At 28.4% G+C, this 19,820-nt stretch carries 18 protein-coding genes; all 18 read right to left on the bottom strand.

Annotation, left to right across the window (positions count from 1 at the left end; all coding sequences use genetic code 11):
* The 18 genes from DS884_RS18810 to DS884_RS15535 all read right to left on the bottom strand — a co-directional run bounded on the left by DS884_RS18810 (position 1) and on the right by DS884_RS15535 (position 19,772).
* Positions 1 to 255, bottom strand: coding sequence for a DUF3781 domain-containing protein (locus DS884_RS18810; protein ID WP_113787394.1), 255 nt, complete (start codon positions 253 to 255; stop codon positions 1 to 3).
* A 32-nt stretch (positions 256 to 287) separates the two neighbouring features.
* Positions 288 to 791 carry a GNAT family N-acetyltransferase gene (locus DS884_RS15455; RefSeq protein WP_113787395.1) on the bottom strand — a complete coding sequence of 168 codons (504 nt, stop codon included), beginning with the start codon at positions 789 to 791 and terminating at the stop codon, positions 288 to 290.
* Positions 792 to 900: 109 nt separating this feature from the next.
* Positions 901 to 1,902, bottom strand: a complete 1,002-nt coding sequence (locus tag DS884_RS15460; RefSeq protein WP_113787396.1) for an NAD-dependent epimerase/dehydratase family protein — start codon at positions 1,900 to 1,902, stop codon at positions 901 to 903.
* 62 nt (positions 1,903 to 1,964) lie between these two features.
* Positions 1,965 to 2,534, bottom strand: a complete 570-nt coding sequence (locus DS884_RS15465; RefSeq protein ID WP_113787397.1) for a Crp/Fnr family transcriptional regulator — start codon at positions 2,532 to 2,534, stop codon at positions 1,965 to 1,967.
* Positions 2,535 to 2,554: 20 nt separating this feature from the next.
* The gene (locus DS884_RS15470; RefSeq protein ID WP_093871666.1) at positions 2,555 to 2,953 is read right to left on the bottom strand and encodes an NUDIX hydrolase; all 399 of its coding nucleotides are present in this window, start codon (positions 2,951 to 2,953) and stop codon (positions 2,555 to 2,557) included.
* A gap of 142 nt (positions 2,954 to 3,095) precedes the next feature.
* Positions 3,096 to 3,512 carry a hypothetical protein gene (locus tag DS884_RS15475; RefSeq protein ID WP_113787398.1) on the bottom strand — a complete coding sequence of 139 codons (417 nt, stop codon included), beginning with the start codon at positions 3,510 to 3,512 and terminating at the stop codon, positions 3,096 to 3,098.
* Positions 3,505 to 3,897 carry a hypothetical protein gene (locus tag DS884_RS15480; RefSeq protein WP_113787399.1) on the bottom strand — a complete coding sequence of 131 codons (393 nt, stop codon included), beginning with the start codon at positions 3,895 to 3,897 and terminating at the stop codon, positions 3,505 to 3,507. Before DS884_RS15480 ends, DS884_RS15475 begins: the two co-directional genes overlap by 8 nt.
* A gap of 4 nt (positions 3,898 to 3,901) precedes the next feature.
* Positions 3,902 to 4,453 (bottom strand): TetR/AcrR family transcriptional regulator, encoded by a 552-nt coding sequence (locus tag DS884_RS15485; protein ID WP_093871669.1) that lies wholly within the window; start codon positions 4,451 to 4,453, stop codon positions 3,902 to 3,904.
* A gap of 261 nt (positions 4,454 to 4,714) precedes the next feature.
* Positions 4,715 to 5,377: an acyloxyacyl hydrolase gene (locus DS884_RS15490; protein ID WP_113787400.1), complete on the bottom strand. Its 663-nt coding sequence runs from the start codon at positions 5,375 to 5,377 to the stop codon at positions 4,715 to 4,717.
* A gap of 119 nt (positions 5,378 to 5,496) precedes the next feature.
* Complete coding sequence (locus tag DS884_RS15495) at positions 5,497 to 6,519, bottom strand: UDP-glucose--hexose-1-phosphate uridylyltransferase (protein ID WP_113787401.1); 1,023 nt, start codon at positions 6,517 to 6,519, stop codon at positions 5,497 to 5,499.
* A gap of 9 nt (positions 6,520 to 6,528) precedes the next feature.
* On the bottom strand, positions 6,529 to 6,972 hold the full coding sequence (locus tag DS884_RS15500) for a YybH family protein (protein ID WP_113787402.1): 444 nt from the start codon (positions 6,970 to 6,972) through the stop codon (positions 6,529 to 6,531).
* A gap of 10 nt (positions 6,973 to 6,982) precedes the next feature.
* The gene (galK, locus tag DS884_RS15505; RefSeq protein ID WP_093871673.1) at positions 6,983 to 8,128 is read right to left on the bottom strand and encodes a galactokinase; all 1,146 of its coding nucleotides are present in this window, start codon (positions 8,126 to 8,128) and stop codon (positions 6,983 to 6,985) included.
* 1 nt (position 8,129) lies between these two features.
* On the bottom strand, positions 8,130 to 9,713 hold the full coding sequence (locus DS884_RS15510; protein WP_113787403.1) for a solute:sodium symporter family transporter: 1,584 nt from the start codon (positions 9,711 to 9,713) through the stop codon (positions 8,130 to 8,132).
* 2 nt (positions 9,714 to 9,715) lie between these two features.
* Positions 9,716 to 12,868 carry a glycoside hydrolase family 2 TIM barrel-domain containing protein gene (locus DS884_RS15515; protein WP_113787404.1) on the bottom strand — a complete coding sequence of 1,051 codons (3,153 nt, stop codon included), beginning with the start codon at positions 12,866 to 12,868 and terminating at the stop codon, positions 9,716 to 9,718.
* Complete coding sequence (locus DS884_RS15520) at positions 12,865 to 15,903, bottom strand: aminotransferase class III-fold pyridoxal phosphate-dependent enzyme (protein ID WP_113787405.1); 3,039 nt, start codon at positions 15,901 to 15,903, stop codon at positions 12,865 to 12,867. The genes DS884_RS15515 and DS884_RS15520 overlap by 4 nt, the downstream gene beginning before the upstream one ends.
* Before the next feature lies 1 nt (position 15,904).
* Positions 15,905 to 17,905 (bottom strand): MGH1-like glycoside hydrolase domain-containing protein, encoded by a 2,001-nt coding sequence (locus DS884_RS15525; RefSeq protein ID WP_113787406.1) that lies wholly within the window; start codon positions 17,903 to 17,905, stop codon positions 15,905 to 15,907.
* Entirely contained in the window at positions 17,898 to 18,773 is an 876-nt protein-coding gene (locus DS884_RS15530; RefSeq protein WP_158530858.1) for an aldose 1-epimerase, read from the bottom strand. The genes DS884_RS15525 and DS884_RS15530 overlap by 8 nt, the downstream gene beginning before the upstream one ends.
* A 3-nt stretch (positions 18,774 to 18,776) precedes the next feature.
* Positions 18,777 to 19,772 (bottom strand): GntR family transcriptional regulator, encoded by a 996-nt coding sequence (locus DS884_RS15535; protein WP_093871679.1) that lies wholly within the window; start codon positions 19,770 to 19,772, stop codon positions 18,777 to 18,779.
* Positions 19,773 to 19,820: the final 48 nt, after the last annotated feature.

The following is a 19,820-nucleotide window of genomic DNA, read 5'->3' on the forward strand; positions in this document are numbered from 1 at the left end:
TTATTTTACTATGCTATTAACTGTAATTACACTAAATGTATTTGAATTCACTGTTATTCTAATATTTCCTTCACTATTTGTTACGTAATAATTTTTCCCTTTTTTTTCAAAAAACATTAAGTCTGTCTTTTTTAAAGTTTTAAGAATATAAGATTCAATTTCTTTTTTTGACAACTTACTGTTTAACTTTTTATTTATTCTATTATAAACAAGTTCAGTATAACAAATGTTCTTTATTATTTTCTCTTTAATCATTATAATATAGCACTAAAATTTACTTACCACAACTATTTCAAAAGATTAAGTACCATTAAATAATCTTCTGAACTCTCTTTAAGTATTTCAAATCCTAATTTAGCATACATTTTAAATGCATAATTTTTCTTTTGAACACTCAAAGATGCTTGCTTATACCCTTTATTTACCAAACAAGAAATCATTTCCTTCATTAATAATGTTCCTATTCCTTTCTTTCTATATTCCTTGAACAAGGAAATAGCAAATTCAGGGGTCTTATCATTAATATTGCCAAACCCTTTAATTTTATCAGCCAATATTCTAACCCAAACTGCTCCTATAATTTTACTATCAATAATAGCTACTAAACAAAAGTCATCTTCTTTTTCTTTAAAATTATCAATGTAAACACTAACTTCAGGAAGCTTAATTACCTCTCTTGGTATAAGATTAAGTTCATCAGGCTGATAAATAGACTCATATAGCATGTTTTCAAGAATTGCTATTTCCTCAGGTTTTATTTCTCTTATAACTAATTTACTTTTCCCTATCATTCACTATTTATTTATTAAAATCTAACGTTGTTTTCACTAAACATCATCAATAAAAATAGTAACTATTTTGTATATATTACAACCGTTTGTTTTTCTTGTTATTCTATGCTTACTTCTCCCAATCATTTTTTAAATACTCTAACGCATTTTCAAATACTATTTTTGGTGGCTTAGGGTTAAAATCTAACTCTTTCCTTGACTTACTAATATCATAGTCTTGCTTTAACCCATAAAACATATCTAAATAATGTCTCTGTAGTAGAGGTTCTTTCTTAGTAATTTTACTACTAAACTCCATTAGGCTTGCTATGATGTATAATAACCATTTTGGAAGTTTATGAGGAACTTTTAAGTTTAATTCTGGATATAAATTAGATGCTATTTTTACACTTTCTTGCAAAGTAGTATGTTTTTCATTTGACAGTATATATCGTTCACCATTTCTACCTTTTATCATTGCATTATAAAGTCCTTGTGCAACATCTTTTACATCTACCCAATTTAAAGTTATACCAGTATCAACCAGTACCTTTCCTTTTAAAACTTGTAATACAAGATTATTGGAATAACTTAATTTAAATGCCTCTGACCCAATCATTGCAGATGGTAAAACTAAAACTGTTCTTATACCATATTTTTTCCCTAATTCTAATGCTAGTTTGTCTGAGTCATTTTTAGAATTATAATACCAATTTCTACGATCTTTATTATACCCATTATTTACATTCGCGGGTAAATTAGTAAAGTCTAAAGAAGCTACCGAACTAACATAAACAATGTTTTGAACTCCGCTTTCTTTTGCTATATCAAATACATTTTGAGTTCCTTCTAGGTTAGTGTCATAAATTTCAACTTTCGGGTTTATAGCCCACATATTAAAATTTGCAGCTACAGCATATACATTTGTAACTCCTACAAACGCTTTTTTTAATGAACTTTTATCTGTAATATCAGCTCCTACAATTTCACAATCTAAACCTTTAAACGGTTCCTTTTTATGAATATCTCTAACTGTCGTTCTTACTTTTTTATTTTCTGAAAGTAACAGCCTTATTAAGTTATTTCCTAAATGTCCGTTTCCACCTGTTACTAATGAAATTTCATTACTCATTTTCTATACTTTTATATTTAGGTAAATTTCCCAAGCTTTTGAATAAGAAAAAATAACATTTGTTAGAAAGTGATTTGTTTTCGAATACGGCTTAAAGATTGTGGTTGTACTCCGAGAAAAGATGCAATATTATCAACAGACACTTGCAATGCTAATCTTGGATAGTTCTTAACAAATTTTATGTAGCGTTCTTTAGCTGTTAACATTTGAAAATCTTTAACTCGTTCAAGCTTGCATTTTAAATGTTCATTAGTAATATCTTTCACTAAAGGAATCCAAAAACTAGCTTCTTTTTCTAAAACGTCATAATGCACTTTAGATATTTTAACTAATTTACAACTTGTTATAGTTTCATAATAATCATTAGAAGGTGTTTGGGTTATAAAACTATCTAAAGATGTAAAAAAGTCAAACTCAGAAACCAAATGTTGTACAACTACTTTTCCATCAATATTTTGATATCCTTTTACAACTCCTTCACTTAAAAAATAAATATAATTCTCTACTTTACCTTCTTTTAAAAGAATGGTTTCTCCAGAAACTTCTTCATAAATGAAATACTTTTTAACTAAATCAATATCTTTTTTAGTCAAAGTTGTTTTTGATTGTAAAAATTCTAATAAGTTTTCCATTTTATATATCAATGAAATTTTTATTTCAATTCTCCATTTTTTTTAAGAAAAGAAAATATTTTTTTATCAACTTCAGAAATAATTTCAAAATCATTATAACTTAGCCATCTAATTTCTTCAATTTCGTTACTTGCTTTTAATGTACCTGAATATTTAGCTTTATAACATCTCATTACGACATTTACACCTTTTTTTGCTCCATCAGATTGAGCTGAAAAAGCACCTATATATTCTGCTGTATCAGGTAATACAATGACACTTAATTCTTCAAACACCTCCCTGCTTAAAGTTTCTAGATCACTTTCACCAATTTCTCTTTTTCCTCCAGGAATGTAATACTTAGTTTTTCCTTTTGATTTTGTGCTTAAGATTTTTCCTTCTTGAATTTCAATAAAAGCTATTTTGTCTATTTCTTTCATACTTCATAAAGCTTATTTAAATTTATTGCAACAGTGCCACATATAAATACTACAGTTTTGTACGCGAATATTTTTCAAAAAAACTACACAGCCTATATATCAAGAACGAATTTAGTGTTATTCCTATACATTTTTGTTATGTCTAATTTTCTTTTTTTAGTTTCCATTTTTGGAGTCCTCCAAACAAGAATAGAAGCCCTATAATTAATGCTATAATAGATTGAATGGTTTCAAGCTGTGTTGTAGTTCCTTTAATAATGTTATATGATTGTTCTCCAATTCCTCGAAATAGATATATCAATGCAATAGTAAACACACCTAATTTTAAATATGGCAGCTTTCTAATTTTACCACTTGCAGAAAGTCCATAAGTTCCAAAAATAAAAAAGATGATAGCTACAAAGAATGTCAGTAAATATGGGTAAGAAAAATGAATTTGAGTAAGCTTAGCCATTTCTTTAGTTACGCCTGTTCTCTCAAACATTTGCTCTGCCCAAAATAGCCCTATCAAATGCCCAAAAGCAATTACTATATTTATGTATCCTCCAATTTTAAGCATTTTTTTTTAGTTTTTTAAGTCCAATAATTCCTAATACTCCTATTGGGAAAAGTAAGATCCATTGTGGTGCAAGCGTTGATAGTATTATACTCGAAAAAATAAATGCAAATGAAAAGGATATATATAAAAAGCTAATAAAACGAATCAACTCAACATTGTATACTTCTTTTTTATTGAAACCTCTTTTTAAAAAAATAATAGAAGAAGCAAATAAAATAATTGTAACCATATGCCAAACACCTAACATCTCAGTCTGCACTTGAGTTTCTATATCACTTTTTAGTAATGGGTTTATGAGATCAACTTGACCACCAATTAAATGTAAAAATGTGGTAAACAGGTTTAATATTCCTGCAATAATCCAATATGTATTTTTTGTTTTCATTTTTTTAAAACTTTATAAATTGATTCAGTTCTATTTTTACTTTATATACATAATCATTACACTGTTTTTTGTAGCGAATCATTTCGTGATACCCTATTAGATATTTATAGAATAATATAGCTTTTACAGAGGCATCATTTATAGAAAATCCTATTTCAATAAGTATGTTTTTGACATAATCAATCCTTTGGTTATCTATTTCATCAACTAGTAATTGAATTTTCTTGTCTTTAAGTCCATATCTTTTTAGAAAGAAAATAAAATCTAAATATGGTTCTTTCTTAAATACTATCTCTATTAATTTTTCAAATTTCTCTTTACCTGACTCTTCGCTTTCTATAGATGATATAATTTTATTAGTATCTGTAGTAATCCAAAATGAAATTATTTCATTTATAAAATCTTTTTTCGTTTTGAAATGCCAGTAAAAACTTGATTTGTTTACTTTTAATTTTAAAGCCATTTTTTCAACGACAATACCCGATACTCCCTGTTCTGAAAACAATTTGTACCCTAAAAATATCCAATCTTGTTTTTTTGCTATTATTTTAGGCATTTATTTTAGGTATTTATTTAGACGTTTACGTTTAATTAAACAAATATAGGAATGTTTTTTAATAAACGCTATCGTTTATTAAAGCTTTATCTGATAAAAAATGTAATTTGTTTTGAGTAAAGTTTGATATTATTTAATATCCTAACCAATAAAACTATGGTTTTGTGATTAAAATCATTAAATTTTCAGTTCAAATAAAGGATGAATATATTAAGAATTTTGCTTCCTTTCTTATGTCAACTTATTCTTTAGATACAGTTTTTATTTTATTTCAAATGAAACCCCCGATTCAAAACCAATACTATTGTGTCCTTTATTAGGGAAATATAAATTTGCATTAGAATTGTGTCTAAGCGTTAAACGAAAATCAAATAATAGTTCTTTTTGTTTATATGAAAATCCAACCCCTAAAACATCAGAAAAAGCAAAACCTTTTTTTAACCTTTCTGTATCTACTGCTGAAATCATTGGACCAATACTTCCTAAAAAATAAGTGCTAAAATTATTTAAAAGTCTATATCTTACAACAATCCCCACATTAATTGCATATTCTTTAAATAACTTTCTTTTTGTAAACCGTTCTCTTTTTTCAATATAATTCGGCCCAGGAGTTACGAAGTATTTATTTAATAGTTGATGTTCAGAAAAATACAAACTAGGTTCAACAAGTAATTCATAACTAAAATTTCTATTTTGCTTTAAGAGATAATTGATTTGAATTTTTAAAAATTGATTTTTATATAGATAATCAGGATCATTAAAAGGAAATATGTCTTGAAAAGATTTCCCATAATTTAAACCTATTAATATAGTAGCATCTTTTTTTTCTTCATCTTGAGATCTTACTTTTAAAATCAAAAAAACACTAAAAAAGAAAAAGAAATATAATTTCATAGTTAGTTTAATTGTTCTGTTAATTCTCATTTATAAACTTAATATGCTTATAAAAATCCACAACAGAACATGTGTTTCTTATTCGTATAATAAGGTTGCTAAAAATAAGAAAAAGATTTGTGTTTAAACATAAAAAATGAAAGCTACTATTAGTATAATACATTTTTTAATCTCTCAAAAGCCTCTTCAGCAGTAATATCACGTTGAGGCATTCCAAACATTTCATACCCCACCATAAATTTTTTAATTGAAGCACTTCTTAATAAAGGAGGATAAAAACTCATGTGCCATTGCCAATATTCATTAGTATCGGCACTAATTGGAGCTTGATGTATACCACTAGAATAAGGGAACGAACATTGAAATAGTTTATCATATCCTTTTGTTATTTTTAATAACACCTCTGCTAAATCTGTTTGCTCTATATTTGTTAAATCAGCTATGGTAGATTGATGCTTTTTAGGTATAATCATAGTTTCAAATGGCCATACTGCCCAAAAAGGTACGAGTAACACAAAACTTTGATTTTCATATAAAATACGTTTGTTTTCTTTTAACTCTTGGCTTAAATAATCTACCAATAATATCCTGTTGTTTTCTTTGAAATACTTAAACTGTTCTCTATTTTTTTTAACTACTTCGTTAGGTATTGTAGCTTGACCCCATATTTGACCATGAGGATGAGAATTACTACAGCCCATTACTTCACCTTTGTTTTCAAATATTTGAATATAATTTATTCCTTTCTTTTTACTTAAATTGACAAATTCTTCTTGCCACAATCTTATAACCCTAACAATTTCTTCAATCTCCATATTAGCCAAGGTCTTGGAATGATCAGGACTAAAACAAACTACTTTACAAATTCCTTGTTCTAACTCAGCTTTTAAAAGTCCTTTAGATATTAGTTTTTTAGGTGTTGAACTTTGTAAAGCTCCAAAATCATTAGTAAACACAAATACATCCTTGTAGTCTGGATTTTTTTCACCATTAATCCTCGTATTTCCAGTGCATAAATAACAATTAGAATCATGTATTATCTTTTCTTTCTCAACAATAGTCTCTTCCTTTCCTTGCCATGGACGTTTTGCTCGGTGAGGTGAAACCAACACCCATTCACCAGTTAGAATATTATAACGTTTATGTGAATACTTTTCTAAATCTGACTCCATTTTTATCTTTTAACAAGATGTATCAGCTATTATTTTCCATTCACCATCTATCTTTTTAAAGATGATCATAAAAACTCCATTAGCATTACCTACTTTTCTAGTTAAATAATACTCACCCATTACAAAATATGCTTCCTCTTTTATTTTTGAAATATCATTTATTTTGAATTTTAATGTTCCAGAATGATCTTTTGTTGGATATCCTTTCTTATAATTTTCTAATGTTTTTTTCCACCCATATGTCAGTCCATTACTTCCATAAAATTTTAAAGAATCATTTTTCCAATACCCATTCATAAAACCTTCTAAATCATGTTTAGACCATGATTTTTCTTGTTCTTTAATTATAGCTAAAATTTCATTTCTATCTGTTTCTTCAGATAGATTTTCTGCTTGAGGTACATTACAAGCTACTATAGTAATAACTAAAATCAAATAAAATATTTTTCTCATTTTTATGTCTTTATATTAATCTTGTTCCATTTTCTAAAGTTACTTCATAAACACTACAATTATGGTTAAATTGCTCTTGATATGCTCTTGTAATTTCTTCTACACATTGTTCTTTTTTATTTTTTTCAATTATATTAATTGTACAACCTCCAAATCCTCCTCCCATCATTCTAGCACCTATTATTGCCTTAGATTTTTTCGCTTCCTTTACTAAAAAATCTAACTCATCACAACTAACCTTGTATTGTTCAGACAACCCTTTATGGGATTCATACAATAAAGCACCTATACTTTCTACATCCTCATCTAAAAGCGCTTTAGTAAACTGAACAGTTCTTTCATTTTCTTCTAAAACATATAATCCTTTTTGATACTCTTCTTCAGTAATTTTACTTTTTAAAACATCTAAATCTTTTTTACAAACATCTCTTAGCGATTTAGTATTTAATAGTTTTGCTATTTTCTCGCATACAGAACGTCTTTCATTATAAGCGCTATTTACCAATGAATGTTTAACATTACTATTGATTAATAATAACTGAAATTCTTTTAAATTAATAGTATAAAAAACTGACTCCATACTTTTACAATCAAGGTGAAAAGCCATTCCTAGCTTTCCAAACATAGAAGCATATTGGTCCATAATACCACATTTCACTCCTACATAATTATGTTCTGCTTGTTGAGAAATTAATATTAATTCCTCTTTTGTAAATTTTAAATTAAAAATTTCATTTAATCCAAAAGCAACCCCATTTTCTAATGCTGCAGATGATGATAATCCAGCTCCAATTGGGATATCTCCAGAAAAAATTAAATTAAACTCAGGAATTATTATGTTTCTTTTTTTTAACTCTGCTATTACCCCTAATACATAATTCTCCCATTTACTTTCTTTAAGTGGTTTTATATTTTCAATACTAAACTCATAAGTTTCTTCTCTATCTATAGCTGTAATACTACTTTTAGCTAACGAAGACTCTTGAATAGCAATGTAAATTCCTTTGTTTATAGCTGCTGGAAAAACAAATCCCTCGTTATAATCAGTATGTTCACCTATTAGATTAATTCTTCCCGGTGAAAAAACGAGTAATGGTTCTTTTTTAAACGCCTCTATAAATTTTTCTTTTATTTTCTTAATCAATTCCAAATTCATTTTAAGAAAAGTAGATATATGAATAAACAACTAGTACACTAATAACTACACCAGCTATAGTTACATATTTCCATGGAGTTATATTAACATGTTTTGTGTACACTAAATTAAAAGAGTTTTTCCTTGGCTGTAGCTTTCCTATAACCAACATGATTATTATATTAAGTACAAATAAAATGGCCATTACATGTAAAAAATGCGGATAATTCTCTTTCCCAAAAACATATGGTTTAAGTACAAATTGACTAATAATGTATAATAATGAACCAGAAATAATTCCAACTTTTGCAGCTTTAGCTGGTACATACTTTGTAAAATATCCAACAACAACAATTGTTAAAATAGGAATTGAATAAATTCCATTAGCTTCTTGTAAATAACTAAATATACCACCTGCATACAGAAGTAAAGGGGCTACACACATTGCTATAATAGTTAATATAATCCCAAAACTTTTCCCAGCTTTTATAAGATCTATCTCAGAAGCATTAGTTTTAATGTGCGATTTATAAATATCAACACTATATAAAGTTATTGAAGAATTCAACGTCGAATTAAACGATGATAAAATAGCTCCGAATAATACGGCAGCAAAAAAACCCACTAATTCATTTGGCAATACTTTTTTTACCAACTCTGGATAAGCCTCATCTGGACTCTCAAGAGTATTTCCAAAAATGTAAAAGGCAATAATTCCAGGTAATACAACAATTAAAGGTCCTAAAATTTTTATAAAAGCAGCATATATTAATCCTTTTTGGCCTTCTTTTAAATTTTTTGCTCCTAGTGCTCTTTGAATTATGGCTTGATTTGTTCCCCAGTAAAATAGCTGCACTAACATCATTCCTGTGAAAATAGTTCCAAAAGGAATCGAAGATCTTTCATTTCCAATAACTTTGAATTTTTCAGGTGCCTTTTCAGTTAAAATAATAACTCCATCAATAATACTATCATTTCCTATTAAAAGTAATCCAAAATAAGGAATTAACAACCCTCCTATTAATAATCCAACTGCATTAATTGTATCAGATATTGCTACTGCTTTCAAACCACCTAAAACTGCATACATAGCACCTATTAATCCTATACCCCAAATTGTTATCCATAAAGCAACTGTTTTATTTACTCCTAATAATTGAGGTATATCAAACATACTGTTCAAGGCAAGAGCTCCTGTATATAAAACAATAGGTAATAATACAATAACATAACCTGATAAAAACAGCCCAGATGCTATTGTTTTTGTCATTTTATCATATCGTGTTTCTAAAAATTGAGGCACGGTTGTTATACCTTCTTTTAAATATTTAGGTAATAATACAATTGCTGTAACTACCATGGCTATTGCTGCTAGTGTTTCCCAAGCCATTACTAATATCCCCTCTTTAAAAGCAGCTCCATTTAGTCCAACAATTTGCTCTGTCGATAAATTGGTTAATAAAAGTGATCCAGCAATTACCCAACCTGTTAAACTTCTTCCTCCTAAAAAATACCCATCAGATGTTATTTTTTTTGTTTGTTTACTTTTATAATAAGATATTACAGCAACTATCGCTGTGAAAGTTAGAAACGTAACAAATTGCATAACTATAATTTTTTAGGTTGTATTATAAATGAATATTTATAAGGTAATTTTGCTGGTATGGTATATTCTGGATGCACTAATCTTCCCCAAGAAGTGTCTCCTCCTACTCCCATTTGTAAAAAATCAATATTCCATTGAATTGTATTTCCTATTTGAATATCGGCTCCATGTTTTTTAGTTACTGGCACCAATCCAGAGGCTGAAACACTAGCTTCTTCGCTAGAAAAATCTATTTCTTTCATACGAAAGGGCCATATACTTGTATTTAATAGGTTCTGATTTAACCCAGTAACTTTCAAAGACAACTTTTTTGATACTACTTTTACCCAACGAACATCTGTTTTATTTCCTGTTTCTTGAGGTCTTGAATATCTATGAAATTGTTTTAAAATTTCACTTGAATATACACCAGTTTTTTGACCAGTTTTTCTATCCCAATAAGTTTCTTCTGGTCCTTTACCATACCATGAAATTACTTCGAAATCATTAGGTAATGTAACATACATCCCTATTTTTGGGATATTTGGTAATTCTTTTTTTAATGGATTAAATCTATATTGAATACTTAAACTACCGTTGTTATTTAAACTATAAAATACTTTTACTATTGCTATGTTATCGGGTAAATAATATTCTACTTCATAAAAGACTCCTTCATCAGTTACTATTGGTTTTTTTACTAATTTAGAAGTATAATCATAAGTAGCATTTTGCCAAATCTTAGCCCATTTATCCATTCCATTCCCAAGGTCATTATCGGTGGGTGGTCTCCAAAAGTTAGGACGAATCGCTTCTTTTGTTATTTCTTCTCCTTCAAAAACCCACGAATTTATTTCTCCAGAAATAGCATTAATTTTTAAAATTACTTTATCATTTTTAACTTCTAAAGTATTTTCTCCTGAATTAATCGTTAGCCTATTTCCTTTATTTTCATTTTCGTCTAAGAGATTTCTTTTTTGAAGCACAAATTCATCCCAAGCCACTTCATGATTAGCTGGAATTAAATTCATTTTATTTTTTTGACACAAACTAACTTGGAAAATATACTCTTTTAATGAATGAAACTTAGGTAAACTTCCAATATTTAAAACTACACTCTCTTGAGGTTTTATATCAATATTTTCTTCCTTCATTTTTAAAATTTCTTTTCCATTTTCTAATAATTTCCATGATATAATTTTATCAGATAAATCAGTAAAAGAATTCTTGTTTGTTACCTTTATTTTACCATTTCCTATATACTCAAAATGTACTGGCTCGTATACTTTTTTAACTTCTGAAAGATGTGGATGAGGATTTCTATAGGGGTCTACTAATCCATTATTTAAAAAATTACCATCTGTTGGTAAATCAGGATGATAATCGTGTCCATAAGCCAAATAAGGTTTTCCTTTTTCATCTTTATATTCTAGGCTTTGATCTACCCAATCCCATATATAACCTCCTTGCAAATTAGGATACTTTTCTATAATATTCCAATAGTCTTGTAAATTCCCTACTGAATTCCCCATTGCATGTGCATATTCAATCATTACAGATGGTTTCTTAGATTTAGATTCCCCGTGCTTAATTAAGTATTCAGGCTTAGGGTACATTGGACAATACACATCTGTATAATCTTCTTTCCCTGCTGGCTCATACTGTACTATTCTATTTTTATCATGGTCTTTTAACCATTTATAAGTGGCTTTGAAAATCTTTCCTTCTCCTGCTTCATTTCCTAATGACCATGAATAAATAGACACATGATTTCTATCTCTATAATACATTCGTTTTGTACGCATTAAATGTGCAGGTAACCAACTCATTTCATTACCTATTTGTGTTTTTTCACTTATTGCCAACGGATGACTTTCAATATTTGCTTCATCAATTACATATAATCCATAAGTATCACACAAATCTAACCAATATGGAGAATTAGGGTAATGAGAGCTACGTACTGCATTAATATTATTTTGTTTCATCAAAGTAATATCTTTTAACATTGATTCCTTAGAAATTACGTGACCTGTATATGGGTCGGTTTCGTGTCTATCTACCCCTTTAAAATAAATTGCTTTGCCATTAATTAATACCTGTGCATTTTTAATTTCAACTCTTTTAAATCCTATCTTTTTAGTTACGTATTGATTTTCTTCTTTCCTATTTTCATCTTCTAATAAAATTTTTAAAGTATAAAGATTTGGTTCTTCAGCAGACCATGATTTTACAGCTTTCAAATTATTATGGGCAACAACTTTAATTGTTGTATTTGCAGGGATACTTATTTCTTTTTTTTCTAAAATAACTACAGAATCATTATCAATTACTTGTGTAGTTATTTTTTTGCTTTTTAAACTATTTGTTGAATTAGTTATTAAAATTGTTCCTTCAAATACTCCATTTTTATAAGAGTCATCCAAATTAGTTTTAATATTAAAATCTTCTATAAAAACCTTGGGCCTAGTATACAAATAAACATCTCTTTCAATTCCGCTCATTCTAAGCATATCTTGACTTTCTAAATAACTTGCGTCTGACCAACGAAACATTTGAAGAGCTATTATATTGGAACCTTTAGTTAGATAAGAAGAAATATTGAACTCAGCAGGTGTCTTACTTCCTTGTGAATATCCAACATAGTTTCCATTCACATATACGTACATTGCAGATTTAGCTCCAGAGAAGTGTAAAATAACATCCTCTAATAAAAAATCACTTCTTAGGTCTATTTTTTTTCTATAGGTTCCTACTGGATTATAATCTTCTGGAGCATTCGGCCACTTAGTAGTAAAAGGAAAACGTTCATCTAAATATATTGGATACCCATAGCCTTCCACTTCCCAATTTGCTGGAACAGGAATTGTTTTCCAATCAGTATCATCAAAATTGATGTTTTGAAATGTTTTTGGTCTTTTTTTAGGATCTTTAGTCCAATGAAACTTCCATTTCCCGTTCAGGTTTATAAATCTTTTAGATTCTTCTTTTTTTTGAAGGTTAGAAGTTTCATAACCAAAAAAAGAAGCTCTTGGTGCTAGCTTATTTTCTTCAAAAACTTTATGGTTATAATGATTTACTTGTTTAGAAACTTCAATTAATGATTTGGTTTTACAACTATTAATTAATAATAATACACTAATACTAAAAGTAACTATGTTCAGTTTCCTTTTCATTCTATATTACTTTTTTGCATAAAATCTTCTTTAAATATTTTCTTTAAATAGAATAATAGCTCATTCGCATTATCTTTAGAAAACACCATAGGAGGCTTTATTTTTAAAACATTATTGTCTACACCATCAGTACTCATTAAAATTTTATGATCCTTCATTCTGTTTGCTAAATACGAAGCTTCTTCTGCTAAGGGATTCATATTCTTAGTAACTAATTCTATTCCTAGAAATAAGCCTTGGCCACGAATATCACCTATAATAGGGTAATCTCTTGCAAGCTTCTTTAACTCGTCCTTTAAATAATTACCTACTTCTAGCGCATTTTTCTGTAGTCCTTCATTTTTTACAGTTTCCAAAACTGCTTTACCAACTGCACATGAAACAGGATTACCCCCAAACGTATTAAAATACTCCATTCCGTTTGCAAATCTATCAGCTACTTTTTGAGTACAAGCAACAGCAGCTAATGGATGTCCATTTCCTAAAGGTTTACCTATTGTTACAATATCTGGAACTACATTATGTAATTGAAATCCCCAAAATGTTTTTCCCATTCGTCCACAACCAGTTTGTACTTCATCAGATATACATAAGCCTCCTTCATTACGTACATATTCATATACCTTAGTTAGAAAACCTTCTGGTAATTCTACTTGTCCACCACAAGAAATAATAGGTTCAATTATAAAAGCCCCTACGTTTCTACCTTTCTCTTTTATTTTGACTATCTGTTTTAATACTTCTTTTGCATATTTATTAGTAGCATCCTTATCTGTATATTTCCCTCTAAAAGTATCTGGTAATGGTATAATATGTGTATGTTCAGGTGCACCTGATCCTCCTTTACCATCAAATTTATACGAAGAAATATCTATGCATATATTTGCATTTCCATGATACCCAACTTCAGAAGCAATTATATCACGTTGCCCTGTATTTGCTTTTACCATTCTAATTGCCAACTCATTGGCTTCAGAACCTGAATTAACAAAATGCAAAACATTTAATTCTTCTGGTAATGTTTCTATTAATTCTTTTGCTAGTTGATTTATATTTTCATGTAAATACCTAGAGTTCGTATTTAGCAATGCCATTTGTTGTTGTCCAGCTTTTACAACCTGCTTATGTTCATGACCTACATGTGCTACGTTATTTACTGTATCTATGTATTTATTTCCAAACTGATCAATTAAATATATTCCTTGACCACGTACCATTTTAACAGGCACTTTATATTGTAAACTAAGACTCTTACCTAAGTGTTGTTTTCTATACTTAATTATTTCTTGGTTGCTCTTCGTTTCTAGATTATTTAAAACTTCAGACTTAAATAATAAATTTGGATCAGGGCAAATACTTTTCCATACTTCAACTTCTGAATGTAAAGCTACTCCCGGAAAATCATTTTCAAAGTGTAGCATTGATAATAATACTTGAAAATGTAAATGTGAAGCCCAACTTCCGTTTTCCTCTGAATTTCCTAAAAACCCTATACAGTCTCCTTTTTTAACTGGATTACCAACTTTAGCACCTTCTAAACTATCCATTGATAAATGACCATACAGGGTATAGAATTCAATATTATTTTCTTTATGTTTTACAATAATTAAACCTCCATATTCTTTAAACTTATTATTGTTTGTTACAGTAACAATTACACCGTTAACAGGAACATGTACTGGTGTTTTTGAAGGCAACCAAAAATCAATTCCTAAATGAATTGTTCTCTCTTCTCTTCCGCTATTTCCAATAACACTAAAATCTTCTGAAGTATATAATGACCTAGCTTCTAAATATCCTCCTGCTATTAACTTTTCTTGTTGGCTTTTTTGTAATTGATTAATTTTAAATTGAAACAGTTCTAAATCATTAAATTCTGAACTATGACCTAACCATAAACTTTCAACACTTAAATCTAATGGATAAATGATTTCCTTTTTTATTGTAGGAAATACATCGGTGAATGTTATTTCTTCTTCTTCTACCCACTTTTCAAATACTTCTTGATTAGGGTGTGCTTTATATCCACAAGCTTCTCTAAATGAATATTCTGAAAACTCTGCTGAAATGTTTCTCCATTTTTTTAAAACCTCCCAAGCTGGTTTTTCTGAGATTAGCAAGTACGTGTTGTCAGGTTCCTTTTCCTTATTAATAGCCGATTTAGTAACTGAAATTACTAATCGCATAGCAATAGCGTTGTATAAGTGTTTTAATTCTATTTCTTCTAAAGGAAATTCAAAATGATATCCTTTTATTATTGGTAAAGAAGCATCTAAAGGATTATTATGATGCATAATAGCATATGCACAGGTAATAGCTAAATCATTTATAATCTGAGTATAAATAGCATCACCATAGTCAATTGCAGCCTTTACTTTTGGAGCAATCAAACTTTCCGAAACAATTACATTATTATCATTTGCATCATTATGAACTACAGCTTTTCTAAGCATATCATACGACTCTTTACTGAATTCAAATCGTTCTTGAAAAAAAGATAAAATTTTCTTTTCTTCAGAAGAAAATAAATTGAGATACTCTTTTGTCCATAAAGACTGAGCAACGTCCCATTCAAAATAACGATGGGCTTCCGTATGATCAAACCCTTGTAAAGCTTTAGTTAATATACCACACTGTTTTCCTAAACTAAAGCGTAAATCATTTAACTGAGGATTTACACTACTCCATACTCTACCTGAAATCCATGTTAACAAGCGTACTTTTCTTATGTTTCCATTTTCATCAATAATTTCAGAAACAACTCTTCCTTTTTTATCAGTTATAACTTTAGGCGCTTCAAAATCACTTCCTTTTTTTTCTATAAAGCGTAATAATGATTGCTGAAAATCTAAATAACCAGCGTCTTCATTTAAACGAGAGATCTTTAAAATATACCCTTCTTCATTTTTAATTTTTATCCTAAAATTAAAATCAACTTCCCCTGGTAACTCTGAAACTTCCCCTTTTATATTAAAGAGGTCAAATAAAATTTCTTCAGCTTCTTTTTTATTAATTTTTATTTCTGTGTAATTCATTTTAATCTTTTTGTAATAACATTATAATATGTGCTGCACTCCAACTAAAATTTTGAGCATTCAATCCTTTTCCAGTAATTGGATGATAGTTTTCTCTTATGGATTTACCTTTTACTAAAACACCATTTGCTCCTTCTAAAATTTGCTTTGTTGCCTTATTAGCTTCATTTATAAACCCATAATTATGAAGCCCTTTTACTCCAAAATAAGCTTGATCTAACCAATTAGGCCCTCTCCAATACCCTTTTAAAGGATTAAATTTTTCATGGTCTGCACTCATAGTTTGAAATGGTACTTTTGTATAAAATTTTGCAGGATTCATCATTTTATCCTTTACCTTTTCTGCTTGTTTTTGGGATGCTACTTTAGCCCAAAGCGGAGTCCACCCTTCACTTCCTTCACCTTTTATAAATTTTTCACCATCAATACTAGTATCATAAAACCATCCTTCTTTTTCATCAAAAAATTGTTGCTGTATCATCGCTTTTAACTTTTCTGCTTCTTTTAAAAAAATCGCTCTATCATCTTCTTTTTCACTAATTTTTGCTAGTAATGCTAAATATTTTTTTTCTGCATATAAGTAAGCATTTAAATCAACACTTTCTTGATTTAAAGAATAAGCTCCTTCAGAATTTTTAAGAATTTTTGAGTTATCAAACCGAATTGCATTATCCATTCCACTTTCCCATTTCGCTGCTACTAATGAACCATCAGTTGAACCATACTCGCAAAGTCTATCTTTATCATGATCTCTTTTGTTGTACCACCATTCATGGTATTTTTTAAGCTTTGGATACATTTCTTTTACAAACGCTATATCCTTTTCTTTTTCGTATATTTTTACAACAGCCCAAGCAGCTAATGGTGGTTTTGTATCTCTATAATTATGTTTTTCTATAAGTGTATCTCTATATACGCAGTCAGCTACAAATCCATCATCATTTTGAAAATCAAACATTAATTTTATTTGTTTTTTAGCTAATTCAGTATTGTAATATGAAAGTCCTACTGCATGTTTCCATGAATCCCAAGACCAAAATCCATTAAACCATTTATAGTGATAACTAGGAAACAATCCTTCATGTTTTATTTCGCCAGCAGGTATACGCCAATTATTTTGTAATGTTAACTGCGCTTTTGCTAAAACTTGGGTATATTTACCTTCTTTAAAAGTTGTTTTCTTGTTAGCTATTAAGCTTTTTAACTCCTTTAACTTCTCACTTTTCCTTTCTTTTAATATAGTATCGAAGTCTATTTTTTTAATTGACTTTAGTTCATTATTCCAATTATATTCAGGAAAAATAAATGTTTGAGAAATGCTATATTCTTTCACCTCTTTTGGCTTAATACTCACCACATTTTTTGCCTGATAGTGTAAACTATCAACTAATTTTACAATAACCTTATCAGGAAATTTCAAATAACCTTTTGCTTTAGATTTTACTGAATTAATTTTTAAAATTTCATCTTCTAATTCAAAAGACAATCCATTTGCAAAAACTGGAGAATGCCCCCAAATAAGTTCTAGTTTAATATTTTTATTCGAGATGTTTTTTATAGAAGTTTTAATAAGTGCCGTATGACCATTTTTATACACCAGTTTTTGAGAAATTTCAAGACTCTTATTTTTAAAATCTTGTTCTAAATGACTAGCATAGCTTTTTGAGTTTATTTTTTGTAGAGCAATAGGAAAATCATTTTTTTCAATAATACTTAAATCTACAAACGAAGTAGTTAACCAAACACCATTTTGTTGTGTCATTAAAAAAGGGCCTGAAAAACCTATTGACTCACCTACGCTTTCATGAAAACTATATCCAAACCATGCCCCTTGATCAGAAAAAACTAATCCTTTTTTATCAAATTTTTCTTGAGGTGAAAAAGTATAATCAAGAATATTTGAATACTCTTTTAACTTTATTCCCTTTCCATTATTACTGTTTTGTTTACAGCTAAACAACACAATAGATAAAACTAATATTATATTTATTTTTTTAACCATTCTGTAATTGAATTGTCCATTTAATATTAAATGTTTCTTGTGAACTGAGTTCTTTTAAACCTATTTTGTTATTAAAACTATTTGCAATTCCTGTTACAGGTTCAATAGCAATATAATTTTCTATTTCAGAAGTATACACTTGTAAAAAATTATTGGTATTGGACGATTTAACATCTATACTATAGTTGGATGTTATCAAGGATGCCTTTCCATTTTTAAGTTCATAGCAATTATCCCTATTTTGATTACCTATCAAAAAATTTTGTTTACCATCTAAATCTTTCATAGCAATTGGTATCATTTTTTCATTGTGTACTATTATGCTTTTACTATCAAACTTCAATAAACTATCTTTTCTGTTTTCTGTATAAAAATAAGGATGCCATCCAATTGTAAAAGGAAAAGATTTATCGTCCTCATTTTTTACATAAACATCTAATGTTATTTTATCTTTATAAAGTGTATATATAAGTTCAACTGAATAATCATAAGGAAACCCTATTACTTTTTCTTTACTGATGTACAGGAGTTTTACACTTACATTATCAGCCGTTGTTCTCCTCTTGATTTCAGTAAATTTTTTATTATATAACAATCCATGTATGGCTTCTGAACCATGACTATTATCAAACGTATACTTTTCTTTTTTATAAATATATTCACCTTTAAAAATTCTATTCACAAAAGGAAATAAAACAGCTGAAGCATAAGACTTAAGATAGGGTTCTTCCTTTGAAAAATCATTAATTATTTCTTTTCCATTAAGTAATAACTTCGTTAAAGCACCTCCATTACACAGTGAAATATCTGCTTTAGAATTACCAAGTTCTAAGTGAATTAAATTTGTATTGTTATTTTTTAACTCCAATATTTATAAAGATTTTCTAAGTATTAAATTATAAGGGTTTGCTATTTTTACTTTTTCATTATTAATTATCATTGATGCTAATCTTTCTCCCATACCTTCAAAATCTGTAGATATAGTTGTAATACCACCTTCTACAATCTCTTTTAATAATGTATCATTATATGAAATAACCCCAATATCTTTAGATATTTCAAATTGACTTTCTTTGCACTCTTTTATTATTCTAATTAAATTTCTATCATCAGGAATTATATATACATCTCCATTGCAAATTTTGTAATCATTTAAAGTTTTAATACACTTACCAGTAACATTATAATCATTACAGAATTTTTGAAAACCAAGTAGCAACCCATCTGGTTGTTTTTCTTTGTCAAAAAGAAAAATTAATTGCTTATACTTTTTAAGTAAATGTTTACATCCTACCAATCCTTTATAAATATCCTTTTCAAAATCTTGAAATATTGAAGGATATTCCGAAATCTCTTCTTTTGTTTGATCTAAAATATATACTTTATCTTTTGGTAACCTTTCCAAAACACTATTAAGATTATTTAACTTAGCAGGCATCACAACATAATAATTATACTTTCCTAGATTATCAAAAATTAGCTTTTGAAAAACATCATAATTAAAATGATGAAAGAAAATATCTACCTCAATGTTATTTCCTAATTTGTTTAAAAAGGAATTATATAAATCTTCTTTAAAAGCATTTAACTCATCGAAAAGTAAAAATATTTTTTGACGAATATTAATACTCTCACTATTTATATAATACCCCTTACCTGGTATTGATTGTACTATCCCTCTTGCTTTTAAATCACCGTAAGCCAACAATACTGTATCTCTTGAAACTGAAAGCTCTTTTTTAGTTTCTCCTATAGAAGGAAGTTTATCTCCTTTTTTATAAGTACCATTAAGTATAGCCTCTTCAATAGACTTTATAATTTGTTTATACTTTGGTAATCCTACTTTATCTTTTATACTAATCTTCACTCTACGAATATATTAAATAAAACACCAACTGGTAGGTACTAGTTGGTG

This window comes from Tenacibaculum sp. E3R01 (assembly GCF_003318185.1).
Classification (GTDB): Bacteria; Bacteroidota; Bacteroidia; order Flavobacteriales; family Flavobacteriaceae; genus Polaribacter; species Polaribacter halocynthiae.